The 17,579-nt window shown below is 56.3% G+C and carries 25 protein-coding genes and 1 pseudogene; 16 read left to right on the top strand and 10 right to left on the bottom strand.

Going from position 1 to position 17,579, the window contains the following annotated elements:
* From LQ220_RS23945 to LQ220_RS23955, 3 genes and pseudogenes are all read right to left on the bottom strand, one after another.
* Window positions 1-311: pseudogene (locus tag LQ220_RS23945) on the bottom strand (type IV secretory system conjugative DNA transfer family protein); the annotation flags it as partial.
* Between the two features lie 14 nt (window positions 312-325).
* Window positions 326-550, bottom strand: a complete 225-nt coding sequence (locus LQ220_RS23950) for a hypothetical protein (RefSeq protein ID WP_230190517.1) — start codon at window positions 548-550, stop codon at window positions 326-328.
* 5 nt (window positions 551-555) lie between these two features.
* Window positions 556-858: a hypothetical protein gene (locus tag LQ220_RS23955; protein WP_230190518.1), complete on the bottom strand. Its 303-nt coding sequence runs from the start codon at window positions 856-858 to the stop codon at window positions 556-558.
* 168 nt (window positions 859-1,026) lie between these two features.
* Here LQ220_RS23955 and mobQ point away from each other — a divergent pair, with 168 nt between their 5' ends.
* From mobQ to LQ220_RS24000, 9 genes are all read left to right on the top strand, one after another.
* Window positions 1,027-2,121 (top strand): MobQ family relaxase, encoded by a 1,095-nt coding sequence (gene mobQ, locus LQ220_RS23960; protein WP_230190519.1) that lies wholly within the window; start codon window positions 1,027-1,029, stop codon window positions 2,119-2,121.
* Between the two features lie 45 nt (window positions 2,122-2,166).
* Complete coding sequence (locus LQ220_RS23965; protein WP_230190520.1) at window positions 2,167-2,463, top strand: BrnT family toxin; 297 nt, start codon at window positions 2,167-2,169, stop codon at window positions 2,461-2,463.
* Complete coding sequence (locus tag LQ220_RS23970) at window positions 2,450-2,704, top strand: BrnA antitoxin family protein (protein ID WP_230190521.1); 255 nt, start codon at window positions 2,450-2,452, stop codon at window positions 2,702-2,704. The genes LQ220_RS23965 and LQ220_RS23970 overlap by 14 nt, the downstream gene beginning before the upstream one ends.
* Before the next feature lie 14 nt (window positions 2,705-2,718).
* Window positions 2,719-3,240 carry a hypothetical protein gene (locus LQ220_RS23975; protein WP_230190522.1) on the top strand — a complete coding sequence of 174 codons (522 nt, stop codon included), beginning with the start codon at window positions 2,719-2,721 and terminating at the stop codon, window positions 3,238-3,240.
* Window positions 3,241-3,322: 82 nt separating this feature from the next.
* Window positions 3,323-3,613, top strand: a complete 291-nt coding sequence (locus LQ220_RS23980; protein WP_230190523.1) for a type II toxin-antitoxin system RelE/ParE family toxin — start codon at window positions 3,323-3,325, stop codon at window positions 3,611-3,613.
* 9 nt (window positions 3,614-3,622) lie between these two features.
* Window positions 3,623-3,955, top strand: coding sequence for a HigA family addiction module antitoxin (locus LQ220_RS23985; RefSeq protein WP_230190524.1), 333 nt, complete (start codon window positions 3,623-3,625; stop codon window positions 3,953-3,955).
* Between the two features lie 59 nt (window positions 3,956-4,014).
* Complete coding sequence (locus LQ220_RS23990) at window positions 4,015-4,665, top strand: N-6 DNA methylase (protein ID WP_230190525.1); 651 nt, start codon at window positions 4,015-4,017, stop codon at window positions 4,663-4,665.
* Window positions 4,662-6,329, top strand: a complete 1,668-nt coding sequence (locus LQ220_RS23995; RefSeq protein ID WP_230190526.1) for an Eco57I restriction-modification methylase domain-containing protein — start codon at window positions 4,662-4,664, stop codon at window positions 6,327-6,329. The genes LQ220_RS23990 and LQ220_RS23995 overlap by 4 nt, the downstream gene beginning before the upstream one ends.
* Window positions 6,322-8,892: a DEAD/DEAH box helicase family protein gene (locus tag LQ220_RS24000; RefSeq protein ID WP_230190527.1), complete on the top strand. Its 2,571-nt coding sequence runs from the start codon at window positions 6,322-6,324 to the stop codon at window positions 8,890-8,892. The genes LQ220_RS23995 and LQ220_RS24000 overlap by 8 nt, the downstream gene beginning before the upstream one ends.
* Before the next feature lie 41 nt (window positions 8,893-8,933).
* Here LQ220_RS24000 and LQ220_RS24005 read toward each other — a convergent pair whose 3' ends face one another.
* On the bottom strand, window positions 8,934-9,320 hold the full coding sequence (locus tag LQ220_RS24005; protein WP_230190528.1) for a hypothetical protein: 387 nt from the start codon (window positions 9,318-9,320) through the stop codon (window positions 8,934-8,936).
* Window positions 9,321-9,492: 172 nt separating this feature from the next.
* Between LQ220_RS24005 and LQ220_RS24010 the strand changes: the two genes are divergently transcribed.
* The gene (locus tag LQ220_RS24010; protein WP_230190529.1) at window positions 9,493-9,858 is read left to right on the top strand and encodes a hypothetical protein; all 366 of its coding nucleotides are present in this window, start codon (window positions 9,493-9,495) and stop codon (window positions 9,856-9,858) included.
* A 68-nt stretch (window positions 9,859-9,926) separates the two neighbouring features.
* A complete protein-coding gene (locus LQ220_RS24015) occupies window positions 9,927-10,151 on the top strand; it encodes a hypothetical protein (protein WP_230190530.1) in 225 nt (74 codons plus the stop codon).
* 12 nt (window positions 10,152-10,163) lie between these two features.
* Here LQ220_RS24015 and LQ220_RS24020 read toward each other — a convergent pair whose 3' ends face one another.
* The 4 genes from LQ220_RS24020 to LQ220_RS24035 form a co-directional block, all read right to left on the bottom strand.
* On the bottom strand, window positions 10,164-10,445 hold the full coding sequence (locus LQ220_RS24020) for an XRE family transcriptional regulator (RefSeq protein ID WP_103001674.1): 282 nt from the start codon (window positions 10,443-10,445) through the stop codon (window positions 10,164-10,166).
* A gap of 3 nt (window positions 10,446-10,448) precedes the next feature.
* Entirely contained in the window at window positions 10,449-10,769 is a 321-nt protein-coding gene (locus LQ220_RS24025) for a type II toxin-antitoxin system RelE/ParE family toxin (RefSeq protein WP_230190531.1), read from the bottom strand.
* Between the two features lie 93 nt (window positions 10,770-10,862).
* Window positions 10,863-11,663: a DUF1883 domain-containing protein gene (locus LQ220_RS24030; RefSeq protein WP_230190532.1), complete on the bottom strand. Its 801-nt coding sequence runs from the start codon at window positions 11,661-11,663 to the stop codon at window positions 10,863-10,865.
* A gap of 218 nt (window positions 11,664-11,881) precedes the next feature.
* A complete protein-coding gene (locus LQ220_RS24035; RefSeq protein WP_230190533.1) occupies window positions 11,882-12,085 on the bottom strand; it encodes a hypothetical protein in 204 nt (67 codons plus the stop codon).
* Between the two features lie 309 nt (window positions 12,086-12,394).
* On the opposite strand from LQ220_RS24035, the gene LQ220_RS24040 reads away from it, so the two are divergent.
* From LQ220_RS24040 to LQ220_RS24060, 5 genes are all read left to right on the top strand, one after another.
* Window positions 12,395-12,832 (top strand): helix-turn-helix domain-containing protein, encoded by a 438-nt coding sequence (locus LQ220_RS24040; protein WP_230190534.1) that lies wholly within the window; start codon window positions 12,395-12,397, stop codon window positions 12,830-12,832.
* Window positions 12,833-13,106: 274 nt separating this feature from the next.
* Window positions 13,107-14,015 carry a recombinase family protein gene (locus LQ220_RS24045; RefSeq protein WP_230190535.1) on the top strand — a complete coding sequence of 303 codons (909 nt, stop codon included), beginning with the start codon at window positions 13,107-13,109 and terminating at the stop codon, window positions 14,013-14,015.
* A complete protein-coding gene (locus LQ220_RS24050; RefSeq protein ID WP_218042401.1) occupies window positions 14,012-14,410 on the top strand; it encodes a HEPN domain-containing protein in 399 nt (132 codons plus the stop codon). The genes LQ220_RS24045 and LQ220_RS24050 overlap by 4 nt, the downstream gene beginning before the upstream one ends.
* Before the next feature lie 78 nt (window positions 14,411-14,488).
* Entirely contained in the window at window positions 14,489-15,157 is a 669-nt protein-coding gene (locus LQ220_RS24055) for a ParA family protein (RefSeq protein ID WP_099187100.1), read from the top strand.
* Entirely contained in the window at window positions 15,150-15,437 is a 288-nt protein-coding gene (locus LQ220_RS24060) for a ribbon-helix-helix domain-containing protein (RefSeq protein WP_146001673.1), read from the top strand. The genes LQ220_RS24055 and LQ220_RS24060 overlap by 8 nt, the downstream gene beginning before the upstream one ends.
* 33 nt (window positions 15,438-15,470) lie before the next feature.
* Here LQ220_RS24060 and LQ220_RS24065 read toward each other — a convergent pair whose 3' ends face one another.
* Complete coding sequence (locus LQ220_RS24065; protein WP_030092293.1) at window positions 15,471-16,526, bottom strand: replication initiator protein A; 1,056 nt, start codon at window positions 16,524-16,526, stop codon at window positions 15,471-15,473.
* Window positions 16,527-17,056: 530 nt separating this feature from the next.
* Window positions 17,057-17,579 (bottom strand): type IV secretory system conjugative DNA transfer family protein (locus LQ220_RS24070; protein WP_230190536.1); only part of this gene is annotated, 523 nt, incomplete at its 5' end.

Genomic DNA, 17,579 nt, shown 5'->3' on the forward strand with positions numbered 1-17,579 from the left:
CGGAGCAGCTTGCCGGATTTGGCCGATCGACCGATGAGCAGATCGCCGTCGCCGGATTCCAGGCCGCGCACATCGTCACGCGATCCGAAGCGGGCCGAGCCGAGCAGTTCGTTGCGACCGGCCCGGCTATTGATCCGCCAGACCGCGACCATCACCAGGGCGAACGCGCCCCAGGCGATGATGCTGGCGAGAACTTCCGGCAGCAGTTTGCCGACCAGATATTGCACGACCAGGCACACGACAAATGCGCCGATGATCGCGCGAACCCATCCTATCCCCCGATCGCCCCCGACCAGTGGGCCTGCCATCATTCCTCCTCCTTCGATCAGTTATCGTATTTCACGGCCTTTCCTGCCGAATCTGAGATCATGGCCGACCAGGCTCCGAGGATCAGCCCTTGTTCTGGGTCGCCATCCTCACTTGTAACAGTGCCGATCATACCAAGAAGATTAGCCAGTTCCTGCCCCTTCATCACCCCGCCACGTTCCAACCCAGCAGCGATAACCGACAGAGCAGTTCCCATAGCTTTGACGACAGCATCTTCACTCATGGTGTTCACTCCTTTGTGGCAAACCCATCCTTCAGCCGGTTGAGCAGAGGGGCCATTAACGCATGGTCACGCTCACGGGTCAGGAACATCGGCAGTTCGCGTTGCAGCAGGGGGGCGAGCTGGCGACCGGTGGGCGTATCCTCGTCTATGTGGTGGAGGATGAACGCGCCAAGCATGATGCGCTCGCGGGTTTCAGCCTTGCGACGTTCGGTAGAGACGCGGGCCTCAAGCGCCTTTCGCCGCTCCCGCAACTTGCGCTCGTCTTCGCGCATTTTCTCAAGGCGCTCTTCAACCGGTGTCCGTGCCATGCCGTCCTCCTATGGCAATTCGCTATAGCAAGCCGAACAGCATGAGGCTACCTTATGAAGATAAGGGCACGCTTATACATTGGTTCCCAATGTGCGTGGTCCTAGTGGGGGCGTTGCCCCGCCGGACGGCTCCCCCTTAAGTGCAGTAAGGCAGAAGGGCGCGGCGTCGTGGCGATCTACCATTGTTCGGTCAAAGTCATCTCGCGGGCCACCGGGCGCAGCGCGGTGGCCGCTGCCGCCTATCGGTCGGGCGAGCGGCTGACCGACGAGCGCCTGGGCAAATGCCACGACTACACGCGCAAATCCGACATCGAGCATCGCGAGATCATCGCCCCGGAGCGCACGCCCGACTGGATGCTCGATCGCGCTCAGCTCTGGAACGGCGTCGAGGCGGCGGAGCGGCGCAAGGACGCGCAGCTTGCCCGCGAGGTGGAAATCTCGCTTCCGCGTGAACTGGACGCGGAGGGGCGGCGCGCCCTGGTCGATAGCTATGTGCGTGAGCAGTTCGTGTCCCAGGGCATGATTGCGGACGTGTCGCTGCACCGGGGCCATTCGGCGGACGGGCAGGAACAGCCGCACGCACATGTCATGCTGACCATGCGCGACCTGACCGGCGAGGGGTTTGGGAAGAAGAACCGGGACTGGAATGCGGCCGAGCGGCTTGAGGGGTGGCGTGCCTCCTGGGCGGACCATGCCAACCAGGCGCTGGAACGGGCGGGGTGCGATGAGCGCATCGACCATCGGTCGTTGAAGGATCAGCGCGAGGCGGCGCGCGATCGTGGCGACGCGGAGGGCCAAGACGATCTAGGCCGCGAACCGCTGGGCAAGGTGCCGTTGTCGGCGGTGGCGATGGAGCGCAAGGGCAGGCTCACCGAGCGCGGCGACGAACAGCGCGGGGTGCAGGCGCGCAACCGCGAGCGGCGCGAGCTGACGCAGCAGCTTCGCGAACTGAGCGCCAGAATCGCGGAAACGATGCGGGGCATCGGCGACAAGGCCAAGGATATGGCGCAGGGGCTTCGTGATCGTCTCAGCGCGGCGTGGGGCAGTCAGGACCAGGCCGACGATCGCGGCGCGGCCGAGCGGATCGCAGAGGCAACGGCGCAGCGAGTGGAGCGGGATAAGGACGCCCCGGAGCCGGGGAGCGCCGCCGCGCGCATTGCCTCGCGCATGGGGAGCAAGGGCGGCGGGTCGGATCATGACCAGGCCGAGCGCGATCTTGAACGGGATCGCAGCAAGGAACGGGACAGGGGCCGCGAACGGTAATGCTGTCAGGATTGACAAACGTACATACAAACGCCATTCTTCATCATGGATAGCAAAAATGTCGCTGGCTTCGATTGGGATGAAGGCAACCAGGCCAAATGCCAGAAGCATGGCGTCACGCTGGCGGAAATTGAAAGCGTGTTCGCCGGGACGCCATCCATAGGGCCAGATGCCGCGCATTCGACGGTGGAGACGCGCTTTCTGGCGATCGGCCGCGCCAGCAGCGGCCGACATGTGTTTCTGGCCTTCACCTGGCGCGATCGGAACGGGGCCAGATACATTCGTCCGATCAGCGCCCGTTACATGCACGCCAAGGAGGTGCAGCACTATGAGCAAGGATAAACCCCTTCCGCTGATTTCCAGCGATGAGGAAGCCGAGGACTTTGTGGGTTCGGCCGATCTTACCGGCTATGATCTTTCGGCGCTCACACCCACGCGGTTTGAGTTCGGCAGCAAGGACGCGCGGGTCAATATGCGTATGCCCGCCGAATTGCTGGAACAGGTCAAGGCGACAGCCGCCCGCAAGGGGATGCCGTATCAGCGGTTCATTCGTCAGGCGCTGGAACAAGCGTTGCACCGTTAAGGCTGACGCACATCATGGATGATGACAGCGACGATCCGGTGATGGCGCTGCTGGCGACCCAACGGGCGGTGCTGGCGGCGGTGGAGAATCTGGCGGGCCAGGTCGAGGCGATGCAGGCCAAGGTGGACGCCATGGGCGAGACGCTGGCTCAGTTCGTCGCTGGCAGTGTCAGCGCGGCAGTGGCAGGCGGTGCCGATCGCGTTCCGACGCTGGGGGATCGGTTCAGGGGAGCAACGGCAGAGGAAGCCACGCGCGATCCGGCGCTCTATGCGGCCTATACTCATTATATCGTCGCTCAGGTGATCGCCAAGAACCTCCACCGGGACAAGCCCATCCTGGCAGAACAGGAAGCGGTGCGGGCGCGGGGCTGGATCGCGGATCAGCTCGACCAGGGGCGACAGTTCGACATGGCTAAGACCAAGCGTCGCGAGGATGGCGCGGCCCATGCTGTGATCGAGCCGATCCATGAAGAGATGTTCGGTGGCCGTGTCAGGGTTGCGCCTCAGCCAAACCGGGAGCGGCAGGACCGCCTTTGACAAGGCGTTCGATACGGCTTTTCAGCAGCAAAGTGTATGGCGTAACTTGACACCGAACAGCCATATCTGATAGCTATATTTCATGAAGATTAGAAACGTGGTCCACAAGGGATTGCGACGATTCATTGAGAATGATGATGCCAGCGGGCTGCAACCCGCCGTCGTGCCCAAGATACTGCGCATGGTCTCCTTTCTCCAGGATATGGAGCTGGAGGATGAGCTGCGCACCGTGCCTAGCTGGAAAGCCCATCAGCTTACCGGCGATCGTAAAGGGACTTGGAGTCTGTTCGTCACGAAAAACTGGCGGATGACGTTTCGGATCGACAACGACGAGATTGAGATCATCGACCTCGATTATGAGGATTACCACTAGGAGGTGGTCATGAACGCTATCACTGGCATACGGATGAAGAACCCCGGCCATCCTGGCGGCTTCGTCAAGTACGAGATCATCGAACCGCTGGGCCTGTCGGTCACGGGCGCGGCTGAGGTGCTAGGCGTCACGCGCGCGACGCTTTCGACGTTGCTCAACGAGCGCGCGCACCTGTCTTCCGAAATGGCCCTACGGATCGAGAAGGCTTTCGGCGTGTCCATGGATACCCTCATGCGGATGCAGAACAGCTACGACATTGCCCAAGCTCGCAAGCGGGAAGGGGAGATTAAGGTCGCACCTTTCAAGGGAAAACCGCTCGATCAACAACCAGCATTGGTCTGAATATCAATGCAGAAGAGCGGACCGCCTCACCGGCCTTTGAACATAATGGCCCATACTAAATGAACCTTATTAAGTCCAAGAAGCGCGTCGCCGATCATGGAGAGGTGTTTACGCCGCCTTGGTTAGTTGAGCAGATGCTTGACCTTGTAAAAGGGGAAGCAGAGCGCATAGACGCGCGGTTTCTTGAGCCTGCTTGTGGCAGCGGCAATTTCCTTGTGCCGATCCTTCAACGCAAATTGGCCGCTGTAGAATTGAAATTCGGCAAGTCTGATTTCGAGAAGCGCCATTACGCGCTGTATGGTTTGATGTGCGCTTATGGGGTCGAGTTGCTGGAAGATAATATTGCGGAATGCCGCGCCAACATGCTGGACGTTTTTGCGGATTATCTGGGTTTGGATGAGGCCGACGACCTTTATCGCGCTGCCAGCCATGTGCTTTCGCTCAACCTTGTGCATGGGGACGCGATGACGATGCGTGGGATTGACGGCAAGCCGATCACCGTTGTGGAATGGGGCTATCTGGGCAAGGCCAAGTTCCAGCGCCGCGATTTCCGGCTTGATGTGTTGACCGGCATGGCCAGTTTCACCGCCGAGGACTCGTTGTTCGCCGGACTGGGCAAGCATGAGATTTTCACCCCGGCCAAGACCTATCCGCCGATGACCGTGCCCGATCTAGCGGCGGCTTTTGATGACTTGGGGGCTGCAGTATGATCGAACCGGTCAGCTTTGCCCTGCGTGGGCGCAATCCCGATGTGCTGACTTGCATTGCCAATCTGTCGAACGACGAGGTTTTCACCCCGCCCGAATTTGCCAACCGGATGCTGGACACGCTGGCGCAGGCTTGGGCGGAGAGCAATGGCGGTGCGGACATTTGGGCAAGTAGTTCGGTTAGGTTTCTGGACCCGTTCACAAAATCGGGTGTGTTCCTGCGCGAGATTGCAAAGCGTCTGATCGCAGGGCTTGAAACGGAAATTCCCGATCTTCAAGCGCGCGTAGATCATATTCTTACTCAGCAAATTTTTGGCATCGGCATTACGCGGCTCACCAGCCTATTGGCCCGCCGCAGCCTCTATTGCTCCAAGCACGCGACAGGTGAATATTCCATCGCGAGTTCTTTCGGCAACGATGATGGGAATATCTGGTTTCAGCGCACCGAACATTCTTGGATCGGCAGCAGCAAATGGACCAACGTTACGGATGATAAAGGCAATACCGTCAAAAAATTTGCCGAGGGCAAGGATGGAAAGTGCGAGTTCTGCGGAGCTCCACGCGCCATTTTTGACCGTGAATCCGCGTTGGAAAACCACGCCTATGCTTTCATACACACCAACGACATCAAAGCCCGCGTTGCCGAGCTTTTCGGAGGCAACATGCAGTTTGACGTAATTATCGGTAACCCTCCCTATCAGATGACCGGTGGCGGAGGAGGGACGAACGATTCCTCAATTTACCATTTGTTTGTTGAGCAGGCGATGCAGCTGGAGCCGCATTATGTCAGCATGGTTATTCCGTCCCGCTGGATGGCAGGCGGACGCGGAATGGATGATTTTCGCAAGGCTACGCTCAAAGATCGACGTCTGAGGACGCTCGTTGACTACCCCAATTCGGCGCAGGTGTTTCCCGGCGTAGACCTCAAAAGTGGCGTTTGCTACTTTCTCTGGGATCATGAACATGACGGCGATTGCGCCGTCACACTCGTTCGAAATCAGGACGTGATTGGCCCGACCAACCGCAAACTCGACGAACACGACGTTTTCATCAGAGATGTGCGAGCCGCCGAAATTCTCAAGAAGGTTCTTGAGAAGAGCGAACCGAGCTTTGAAGATTTGCTATCTGGTGACACTCCATTCGGCCTAGCCACGAACTTCAAGGCCTTTCGGCTTGGTGATCCCGGTGATGGCGAAGTCAAAATCTATGCTAGCTCCAATGCTGGACGGCGTAGCGGCGCAATACCCCGGTCAATCATCCGAAAAAATACGCATCTCATCGACTCTTGGAAAGTTCTTGCACCAAAAGCTGGTCCTGGAAATAGCGGCGGGCACATCTTACCAGACGCGGTTTTGGGCAAATCTACCGTTGCTGAGCCAAATTCTGTTTGCACGCAGACATGGATTGTTGCCGGTCCATTGAAATCAGAGGTGCAAGCGAAGATTGTTTCCAGATATTTACAGACGTCCTTTGTCAGGTTTCTCGTGTCTCTACGAAAAGTCAGTCAGGATGCCATGAAGGGCGTCTATCGTTGGGTTCCACAACAGGATTGGAGCCAAGGTTGGACCGACGAACTGCTCTATGCGAAATATGGCATCACTGAAGATGAAATAACCTTCATTGACAGTATGATACGCCCGATGGGCGGTGATCTTTTCGATGCGTAGGTCGATTGACGAGATCCTTGCTCCCAAGCCCGAGGCCCGCTTACGAATTTATGCTTGGACACCCAATGATGCGCCCGCTGCCTATACTGGGTTAATCAAAGTTGGTCAGACGACGCGGGCGGACGTCAACGACCGGATTCGTCAGTCTCAGGGGCAGATGCAGCAGGCCTACACGCTTCATCTTGACGCTCTGGCCGAACGTGACGATGGCACCTTGTTTCGCGACAATGATGTGCGCCAGCGGCTCATCGACAAGAAGTTCGAGAATGTCGTCATCGGCGCATCGCGGGAATGGATGCGGTGTTCGCCCGATGATGTAAAAACAGCAATTGCCGAGTTGCAAAAGGGGCTGCGGCTATCCGGCACGCATCACGAAGACTTTCCCATGCGCGCCGAGCAGGCCGATGCCGTCGAGAAAACCAGCGCCTATTTCAACTCAATCTGGAACGACAATCCCAAGGCCGCACCGCGTTTCCTGTGGAACGCAAAGATGCGTTTTGGCAAAACCTTTACCAGCTACCAGCTTGCCAAGAAAATGGGCGCAAAGCGGGTGTTGGTGGTTACATTCAAGCCAGCCGTCGAGGATGCTTGGCAATCCGACCTGGAGAGCCATGTCGATTTCGATGAATGGCAGTATCGTTCCCAGAATGCAGGGAGCGGTTCGGTTGAATATGATGGCGACAAGCCGCTGGTATATTTCGGCTCATTCCAAGACCTTCTCGGGCGCGATGCTTTGGGCAACATCAAGCTCAAGAACGAGTGGATTCACTCGCTGAACTGGGATTTGGTGGTTTTCGACGAATACCATTTCGGTGCGTGGCGGGACAGCGCCAAGGAGCTTTTCGAGGGTGAAGAAGATGCCATTGCCCGCGAAGAGGCGCTGCTATCGGCCAGAACCGATAAGGAGATCGAGCGTCTCAATACCAAGGCCGCCGATTTGCAACAGCCGCTGGAGTCAGAGTCCGAATTCCTGCCGATCAAGGCGCGGGCTTATCTCTACCTCTCCGGCACACCGTTCAAGGCGCTGGCCACGGGCGAGTTTATCGAAGAGCAGATTTTCAACTGGACCTATACCGATGAACAACGCGCCAAAGCCGAGTTTGCTGCCGCGCATCCGGGTGAGCGCAATCCTTATGGCGCGCTGCCTATGCTCAGCCTGTTCACTTACCAGATGCCTGAAGAGCTGACAGCCATCGCAAGCGCTGGTGAGTTTGACGAATTCGACCTGAACGAATTTTTTTCCGCCAATGGGACCGGCGTGCTCGCGACGTTCAAGCACAAGGATGACGTGCAAAAGTGGCTGAACATCATTCGGGGGTCTTATAATCCGCAGACTGTCGAGAATCTGAAAACAGGCACGAAAGCGCCATTCCCCTACGAAAATGCGCGGCTGTTGCCCTATCTCCAACATGCCTTCTGGTTTCTTCCCAATGTCGCGTCGTGTCAGGCGATGGCAAACCTGCTCGAAGAAAAGCAGAATGTCTTTTGGCATGAATACAAAGTCATCATGGCCGCTGGTGGCGGAGCGGGCATGGGGTTGGCGGCATTGAAGCCAGTTAAAGACGCTATTGGCAGCGGCTTTGAGAGTAAGTCGATTACGCTTTCTTGCGGCAAGCTCGCCACCGGGGTCACCGTCCCGCAATGGTCTTCCATCCTCATGCTGCGGAACCTGAAATCGCCTGAAACCTATTTTCAGGCAGCCTTCCGAGTGCAGTCCCCTTGGTCGATCAAGAATCCCGATGGCGACGATCCGAACCGCGAGGATGTCCTCAAACCCGTCTGTTTCGTCTTTGATTTCGCACCAACGCGCGCGCTGCGTCAGCTTTCAGACTATGGCATCGGCCTGTCGCCCAGCGAACCGAACCCTGAGAACGCAGTGCGTGATCTGGTGTCCTTCCTTCCAGTCCTCGCGCATGACGGGGCGATCTTGAAGCAGTTGGATGCAGGCGAAATCTTGGATTACGCAATGTCCGGCACCACCGGCACGCTGCTCGCGCGCAAGTGGGAATCAGCCATGCTGGTGAATGTTGATAACGACACGCTGCGCCGGGTGCTTTCGAACGAAGAGGCGATGGCGGCAGTGGGGCGGATTGAAGGTTGGCGCGAGCTGGGCGACAATGTGATCGAGACAATCATCAACAAGGCCGAGACGGTCAAAGACCTAAAAAACAAGGCTAAGGATGGCGAGCAAACGGAAAAGGAAAAGAAGGAGCTGAGCGACGAGGAACGCGAATATAAGTCGCTCCGCAAGGAGGTTCAGAAAAAACTGATAAAATTCGCGACACGTATTCCAGCTTTTATGTATCTTACCGATTACCGTGAAAATAATCTACAAGACATTATCCGGAAGCTTGAGCCGGAGCTGTTTATGACTGTAACCGGCCTAACCATCGAGGACTTTCATCTGCTTGTTCGATTAAATGTGTTCAACACCGAGCGGATGAATGCAGCGGTTTTTGCGTTTCGCCGTTATGAAGAAGCCTCACTGCGCTATACCGGGATCGATAGCCACCAAGGTCTGACCCAATATGGCCTTTACGACACTGTCGTAGCTAAAAATTGACCCATCATCATATCACAATGATCGATAGACGCGGGGGCTAGCTATATTTCTTCGCCCGCAATAGCAGCGCGTCCCTCAATGAAGAACTTATACAACTTATCTGATCGGCGCTGGGCTGCAAGAAGAACCTTACCTGCAACGACCGTATCATTCCCTGCCATCTTCTTCATCGTTCGATAGGAAGTGATGTTTAAAGAACGCGAAAGAAGCTTGGCCCGCTCCCCAACTTCAATGGCGATAGCCGACTTGCGATCTAAGTGCTTTGAACTTGACTTCAATAGCTTCATTTCATGAAGGTATGACCAAAGATGATCGTAGTTCTCGGGGGTTGAGTAGCAACGGAACAGAAAACCTACATAAGCGGCATATCGAGCATTGCCGATAGCCGGAGCGCTAGAAAACGGCAGGGGGATGGGTTTGTCGGCCACAGGTTTCTGGACGGTTAGATGTGAGATCTGGGGTCATTCGGAGGCTCGCCCGCGATCGTCAAAGCGGGTCGCATCAAACCCGGGTTTGATGCATAGATGAGCATGCAGATTTTGCGATACCCCTTGCATGAGGGCACCGAACGCAATGACGAAAGATAAAGGGCATTCGGATATGGCCGACCTCTATCCGGAAGATAAAGCAGGTTTCGACGTTCCCAAGGCACCGGGTCACTCGCTTCTGCTCTTGAACAACTACATGCGGACGGATCTGCTAAGCCACATCCACCTGCGTCTCCATCAGATGCGGGACGCAAACAAACCGGGCTCGCCGTTGCATCATCTGGCCAAAAGTCTGGACCAGGTAATCGGCACTTATGATGGCATCAATCTCTTTGAGTGTGTCGCCCGGAATCCCGTTCACATCGATGCCGATTATGAGTTTCAGCCCGAACAGGACTACCTCCACGATATCAGGCTGATGAAGCATCACCTCAAATGCCATAGGAGAACGATCAAGGACCTGGCCCGCTACCGCTGACAGGCTCTTATGTAGGTTTTCTGTTCCGTTGCTACTCAACCCCCTATACCCATTATGTCGTCGCTCAGGTGATTGCTCAGAACCTCCACCGGGACAATCCCGTCCTGGCAGATCAGGAAGCGATGCGGGCGCGGGGCTGGATCGCAGATCAGCTCGACCAGGGGCGGCAGTTCGACATGGCGAAGGCCAAGCGCCGCGAAGATGGCGCGACCCATGCCGTGATCGAGCCGATCCATGAAGAAATGTTCGGCGGTCGCGTCAGGGTTGCGCGTCAGCCAGGCCGGGATCGGTAGCGCCCAGCCTGATTATGCTGCCTCCGCGATCCTGATTTCCAATGTCAGGCCGGATGCCGTGGCGAGGTTCACCAGCGCATCGAGGGAGAATTTGCCGAGTTTCCCGCGCAGCAGATCGTTGAGCCTAGGGCGCGTGATGCCGAGCCGAGCCGCCGCTGCTTCCTGCGGCATGTCCCAGGTGCGAATACGGCTTTTCAAGGCCGACAGCAGTTCGGAACGCGCCTTCATGTTCGCGGCCTCTGCCGGGGTGTCGGCCAGTGCGTCAAAGACGCTATCGAAAGTCTGAACTTCCATCGCCTATTCCTTCCTCCATGCCCGTAAACGGTTCGCGGCCAGTTCAATGTCCTTTTGCGGGGTCGCCTGGGTTTTCTTCTGGAAGGCGTGGAGGACAAGCACTGCCTCCGGTAACGTCGCCAGATAGATCACCCGGAAAGCCCCGGATTGTTCTCTGATCCTGATTTCGCGCACGCCAGGCCCGATGGTTTTCATCGGCTTCCAGTCGTCGGGGTCGTTGCCGATCTGAACCTCGCCCAGCTGATGGCCCGCTTCGGAGCGGGCATCATCAGGAAAATCACGAAGCCGAGCGAGGCTGTCACCCAGGAACGAAATCTGTTTCACGGCAGTGATGTATCAAATTCGATACACTTTGGCAAGCTTGGATTTTTCGGCCGTTCGTTCACTTGTCCCGCACTAGCCTCTCTGTGTAGCAATTCAGGCTGTCGTTGGATTATTAATGACATCAACGATCTCAGTGGCAATTTCTTCAACTGTATGAGTTGTCGTGCTCCGAGCCAATCTGTCAGCGAGGGACGGTGAATAACCAATCACCTCCTTTTTGCTGACATTATGCCACACTGGCAGCAAAATCTGGTCTCCAGAAACTGCGCGCGTTACCAAGCCATCTAACTCATATTCTGGCCATCCTCGGCCGAAGAAAGATTGAGAAAGCACAACAACGCCGAAACGGCTGCTGGCTAAACCACGATCGATTTTTCGCCTTAGGCTATCGCCAATGCGAAGCTCGAACTCGTCGTACCATACGCTTAAACCACCACTACGCAGGGCATTGGCAAGCGGGCGAACGACCTCGTCTTTATCTTCCGATGCATGGGAAATAAAAACATCGAAGGTTCGACCATCTGGAGCTTCAACGGTGGGCGCTAAATCTTTGTCAGCGTCTCGAACCAGTGAAGGGATGCTACGAAGGGGTGCCTCGTTAATGGTTGGTAGCGGCCTTAAAGCAGCACCGGGAATTATGCGAATACCCGAACGGACCGTACCACGAAGACCCTGCATATCGACGGTTGCATGCCATGTGCCTGAATTAGGCACTGTAAGGCGCACTGGAGACTGCTTAGCCAAGCCGCCATGATAGCGATGCTGTCGTCCAGCTTTGTAACTGTTGAAGTTAGAAGAATCCATTAGCCGTACATTGGCAGCGCTACCCTGAAGCGTGATCTCGACGACGCTGCCGCGTTCAAGGTGGCCCAAGTTATAATGGGTAAAGTTCATATGCTGTTCCTGGCTGGGATCGGCCTGCGATAGAATATCGCAGGCCGAAGTAGAGGACGGCTAAGCCGTCCTCCCCCGTTTAGCGCTTACGCTTGGGCCGATTTGCGGCCTGAGTTAAGGCTGATGCCGCAACCGACTTAACAGCTTTGGAGCTGGTCTTGCTCCGCAGAAGCCTTGCCGCTTTTGATGCAACGCTCTTCGATGTCCGTTCGGTCATCTCAGTTGACCGAGTAAGGGCCAGGAGGCGGCACATTTTGGTTTGCAGGCTTGATGGCCGTGAACCTCTTGCCCGTATTGATTTCGGAGATACGACCCGCATTTACCTTAAAGAAGGCAGCGATGTCACTTTGGCGATCGCCACGCGAAAGCATGGCTTTCACCACGGCCGCGTCGGCGACCGTGAGTCGAGGGGTAGGTGTCATGTTTATTAAACTCCATTCAAGTTTCAACTTGAAGGAGCGCCAGGTTGTCTGGACCGAGCGGCACTCCTTCACTGCCTTACATGCGACAATGCGCCAATCGCGTCAAGACACGATGAGCAAACCAAAACGCACCAATTTTCGTGGACCTCATTCCGAAAAACCAATGGATTTGCTTTGGTATGTTTCCATGGCGTATTAATCCTCTTCGTCCTTCTTAACTGCTTGCTATTTATATGGAGCCATTTATGTCTCTAGGGTAGGAGACATAAATGGCTATAGGTCTAGCCATAAACGGTGCGAGATAGAGACATGGATGGTGTACTAAGCAGCCAAGAAAAATGGGGATTAGAGGCTATTGCGGCAGGTTTTACGGTTTTGCCCAACCATTTTCTTGCGTTGAACCAATTTGTCGAAGAGGAAAAATCGTTATCCCCTACAGAAATGATAGTAATGCTACAAATATTGTCTGCTTGGTGGTCAAAGGATAGGCTGCCTTTTCCTAGCAAGGCAACAATAGCTACCCGATCTGGACTGAGCCCGAGGCAGGTTCAGCGCGCAATAACTTCTCTTGAAAAGAAAGAATATATCGAAAGGATTAGTCGATATAGCACAAACCAAGGAAGAACGAGTAATCAATTTAAATTAACTGGACTTGTTGGCGCGGTGATGAAAGCAGCCAAGGAGCACCCTGCTGCATTTAAGCGGCAGTCGCCAAGTAAGCCAAAAGTAGAAGAAGAAGTTCTCTGAAACGACAAAGCCTCCGCGATTAAGCGGAGGCTTTGTGTGATCGAGAGGTTTAGCGCCGCTCGGTCCAGACATGTTCTAATATGATTAGGCTATCGAAACTGTCAAGGGATTATAGTTTGGATTGCCCGCTCAACCCGTAACGAATGTGTTAACCTTCGCGCACTGAACCGAAAATCACAACTTTTGCATAAGCCAGAGAACCACCTGAATCTGCGGCTCTCCTTTATGCGAAAGATATTTGCATAAAGCTGGGCGTTTCGGTTATGGTTTCGGCATGACCATTTATGGCTATGCCCGCGTCTCAACAGACGGCCAGACCCTCGATGCACAGCGCGCGGCACTTGTTGCCTCCGGGGCCGCGAAGGTGTTCCATGAAACCGCGAGTGGCATAAAGAGCGACCGCAAGGAGCTGGCGAAGGCCCTCAAAGTGCTGGAGGCAGGAGATACCCTGATCGTTACCCGCCTCGACCGTCTGGCGCGCTCAACACGCGATCTGCTCAACATTCTCGACACGGTGGCCAGGGCAGGGGCGTTGTTCCGTTCGCTCGGTGATCCGTGGGCCGATACCACAACCGCACATGGCCGTTTGATGCTGACGGTTCTGGGTGGCCTGGCCGAGTTTGAGCGCGAGCTGATCGTCACACGGACAGGGGAGGGACGCGCCCGCGCCGTCGCGCGCGGACAGCATATGGGACGCCCGCCGATGCTCACTGCCCATCAACGCACCGAAGCCTTGCGCGCGCTGGCCGATGGCACTGCAACGCAAGCTGATCTCGCGCGCCGGTTCAACGTCAGCCAAAGCACCATCTCCCGCCTTGGGGACAAGCTCATACCCAAAAAGGCCCAACCGCCATTGGATGCGGACACTGAACACGCCGCGCGGGTGTTCATGAGCCGCATATCAGGCCGCTACCCCGTTGATCGCGCCATCCTGTTCGGAAGTCGCGCCCGCCGCACACACAACGCGACAAGTGACGCTGATATTGCCGTGGTGCTGAAAGGCGAACACGGCAAACGGTCAACCACGGCAATCGATATGGCGGGCATCGCGTTCGACGTAATGTTGGAAACCGGAATCCTCGTTGAAGCCCTGCCGTTGTGGGGCGACGAAATGGAACACCCCGAACAATTCAGCAATCCGGCCCTGATCCGAACGATCCAGCGTGAAGGGGTGCCGCTGTGAGCAAGCCCGTCACACCGGAATCCTATATGCGGAAGGCCGCTCAAGCTGTAACGAGCGCGCATCAACTGCTTGCCAGTGGCGATGCCGACGGCGCTTGCAACCGTGCCTATTATGCCATGTTCGACGCCGCTCATGCAGCGCTCCGTTCCGCCAACGTCGCGGAAACCGCTTCCGCCACCAAAACCCATAGAGGATTGATTGCGGCCTTCGGCCAGCACCTTGTCCTTGGCGGACACGTCGCGTCTGAACTGGGTAGCTCGCTCAACAAGGTCGAGCGCCTGCGCCTCCTCGCCGATTACACAGGTGATCCCGTCAGTGACGAGGATGCCGCATGGGCAGTCGGACAGGCTGACATTTTTGTCGCGGCAATCCGCGATGCATTCGGCATCGCGTAGCCGCCCGCTTTCCTAAATGTTGACGCACCGCTTCAAATCGGCAAACTGTCAAGAATTCATCGCTGAAAGTTTGCAAACATGAAAATTATCACGATTGCAGCGCAGAAAGGCGGTGCAGGAAAAACAACCCTAGCCGTTAATCTGGCTGTTGCCGCCCAGGCCGGAGGGATCAAAACTGCTCTGATCGACCTCGATCCGCAGGAAAGCGCAACCGCGTGGAGCGAGAGGCGAACAGCTGAACTGCCCCACGTCGAACCATTAAGCGCCCGTAGATTGTCCCCATGGATCAATGCAGCTGAAGCCGAAGGTTTTGCGCTGGCGATCATCGACACACCGCCTGCGGCAGGCGCAGAAGCAGCCGAGGCCGTGCAGCGTTCGGATATGGTTTTGATACCATGCCGACCTTCCCTGATCGACCTAGAGGCAATCAAACGCACCGCGCAGCTTATCACAGCGACCGGCAAGCAGGCCTTCGTCGTCCTGAATGGCGCACCGCCAACCGCCACCGCCTTGTTAGACGATGCTCGCACGTTGGCCGAGGCAACCGGCCTACAGGTTGCCCGCGCGGTAATCCGTGAGCGTAGTAGCTTTCGGGCTGCGTGGCCGTATGGCCTAGGCGTTATTGAGCATGAGCCGGAAGGGAAGGCCGCATTAGAGATTGCAGCTTTGCGAGACTTCATATTTGAACATTTGCAAATTATCAAACCTTCACATGTGAAGACGAAAGGTAAGGCTGCACATGGCTAGAAAATCCCTATTATCCGCCGCTATCGAGCGGCCGCAGGCCGAGGCTAACGAAAACGCTATCCCACAGCCTGTGGCAGATGTTGTACGGGCAGAGGCTAAGCGACCTAACAGTAACGCAGGGAAGTATCACTTAGGCGGCTATTTTGATCAGGATGATCCGACCGCTGAAGCCTTCCGCGTATTGGCTGCAAAGACCCGCCGCAAACAACAAGACTTATTGGGGGAGGCAATCAGCGACCTTGTGGCGAAGTATGATGCGCGAGCTAAATTCGGGTCATGACAAAACGCATCCGCGACCCTCATGCTGGCACCGCTAGCGCAATGGATTACGTTCGTGTCGCTTTTTACACCAGCCTAGAAAGGCAGCATCCGCATTCTTGAGGGGTTGCTGCCCCTTGTCATCCCAGAAGGCGAGATAGTCCCCCTTGAGCGCGTAAACATCATATCCTGGCGCGACCGTGCGGGCCTTTTCCAGGGCCTGGTTGGAGATCATAGGGAACAGCGTTTCTTGGGGCAGGGCCTTTCCCGCGCGGGGCGTGAAAGTCACTTGATCGCGGGTGTTGTCAAAGCTCAGCGCATAGTCCGGAAAATGACCATGGGCATCGTCCTGGTCCACAATTGTCTTGATGAGACGCCGAAACTCAAAGTCGGTCGATTTGGACCCGCATTTGCGTTGCAGCGTATCCAGACCGAATTTGACAGCTTTTCCCGGCCACCCGCAATGCTTGCGGGCAATCTCGTAGAGCCGCCTTTCCAGCGGCTTCCGTAGCCGGAAATATTGGCGGTTCAGAGTCAGCACTTCATTGGAACGGATCGCGTTGAACACCCAATCCGATAACCGTACCTCGACCTCCTGCATCCGGCCTTCTCGCGTTTCGCGCATGATCCTTACGCGATCGATCAGGCTGAAAATATCCAGCGCCTCAGTCCCACCAGTCAGGATATTGGTTTCAATCTGCGTTCCCTGAAGGCGTTTGAAGGCGCTGCGTAGCTGCTCATAGCCCCGGCCATCGGTTCCCCGATTGGTCGCCACCAATAGGTCATAGGCCTTGAAGCGCACGACTTGGTTGACTGGCTGTCCGGAGTTTAGCGCCGCCATGAGCTGGCTGATGCAATAGATCAGCACATCCCGGTCGTGAACTGTCGCCAGCCCCAGCTCGCCGGGGGACACGCGAACGAAGGTGGAGCCGTTGCGATATTCCCGTGCGGTCAGATCAGGCTTGGTAGAGATGCTGAAGAGGGGATGCTCCATCGAGGCCATGTCCCCTTTGGGAGCCGCATCGAAAACGTCGCATACGAAAAAGTCCTGCTGGGGATAACGATCCGGCAGCAGAGGGGAGCGATCATCTGGATTCGTGTTATCACCCATAGCCGAGGCCTAACGTGTTTTCACCCATGGACCAATAGCCTTCGTGCTTTCACCCATGAGCAAGCATCGTGTTTTCGCCCATGGGCTGTGGATAAGCTCATATTTTTCTTTCGTGTTATCACCCATAATCTTTCGTGCTTTTACCCATGGATTTTCGTGTTATCACCCATGAGAAGGTTTTATAACCTACTAATCTAAAAGAGAAAATCGGCACTTTTTTTTGGCGTAACACAGATTCTAACACAATATAACACAAGAGAATTTTGGAAAACGAAGCGCATTACCGCATAGGCAGATGAGACAAGCAGAAGCAGAATTGGCCTACCGGCCAATGCGCTGTTTGATGCGTGACGGCGATGCCGTCACAGGGCGACCTACGGTCGCTGGGCTTCCGAGGGAAAAGTGGGGCGAGTTCAGCGCCCAATCGCGTCCTAAGCGCCTGTGGAGAGGTCCAGGGCGGTCAGGAGGTGCGGTTGCCGCCCTTTCCCATTCCGTTCGCCATCGGCGACGATAGCGCGCCCTGTGGCCGCTCAGCCGGGATCGGCCAGCCCGGCAAACTCGCGCTGATCGTAATATCGGATTTTCTCCACGATCAATGGGGCCTGCCCCTGGAGCATCAACAGTTGGTCGGTGGGCGGCATCCGCATGATTTCGTCGGGGTTCATGAGGTTTCGGGCGCTGATATGGGTGCTGGCCGATTCCGTGAGCTTTGCCCCGCCGATCCTGCTGCCCTGGGAATAGCCTGCCGTCTGATATTCAAGGGTTTCCTGCCCCAGCGTCTTCGACAGCAATTCGGCGGTGGCGAGATCGTTCACCCCGAACGCCTGAAACACCCCGGCATTCGACATGAAGGTGCCCGCGCGCTCGCCATAGAGGGCGCGCAACTGGTGCATGTCCTGCAAGATCGGCCAGAGCTGCAACCCGTATCGGCCCAGTCGGCCCGAAGCTGCGATTTTGGTCATCTTGGAGAACACGTCGGGAACGGGCTGGTTGTTGTTGACGATCGCCCATGCGAGGAACGACGTTCCGCTCCGATAAGGGAGCGGCGTTATG

The organism is Sphingobium sp. CECT 9361 (assembly GCF_918741285.1).
Classification (GTDB): domain Bacteria; phylum Pseudomonadota; class Alphaproteobacteria; order Sphingomonadales; family Sphingomonadaceae; genus Sphingobium.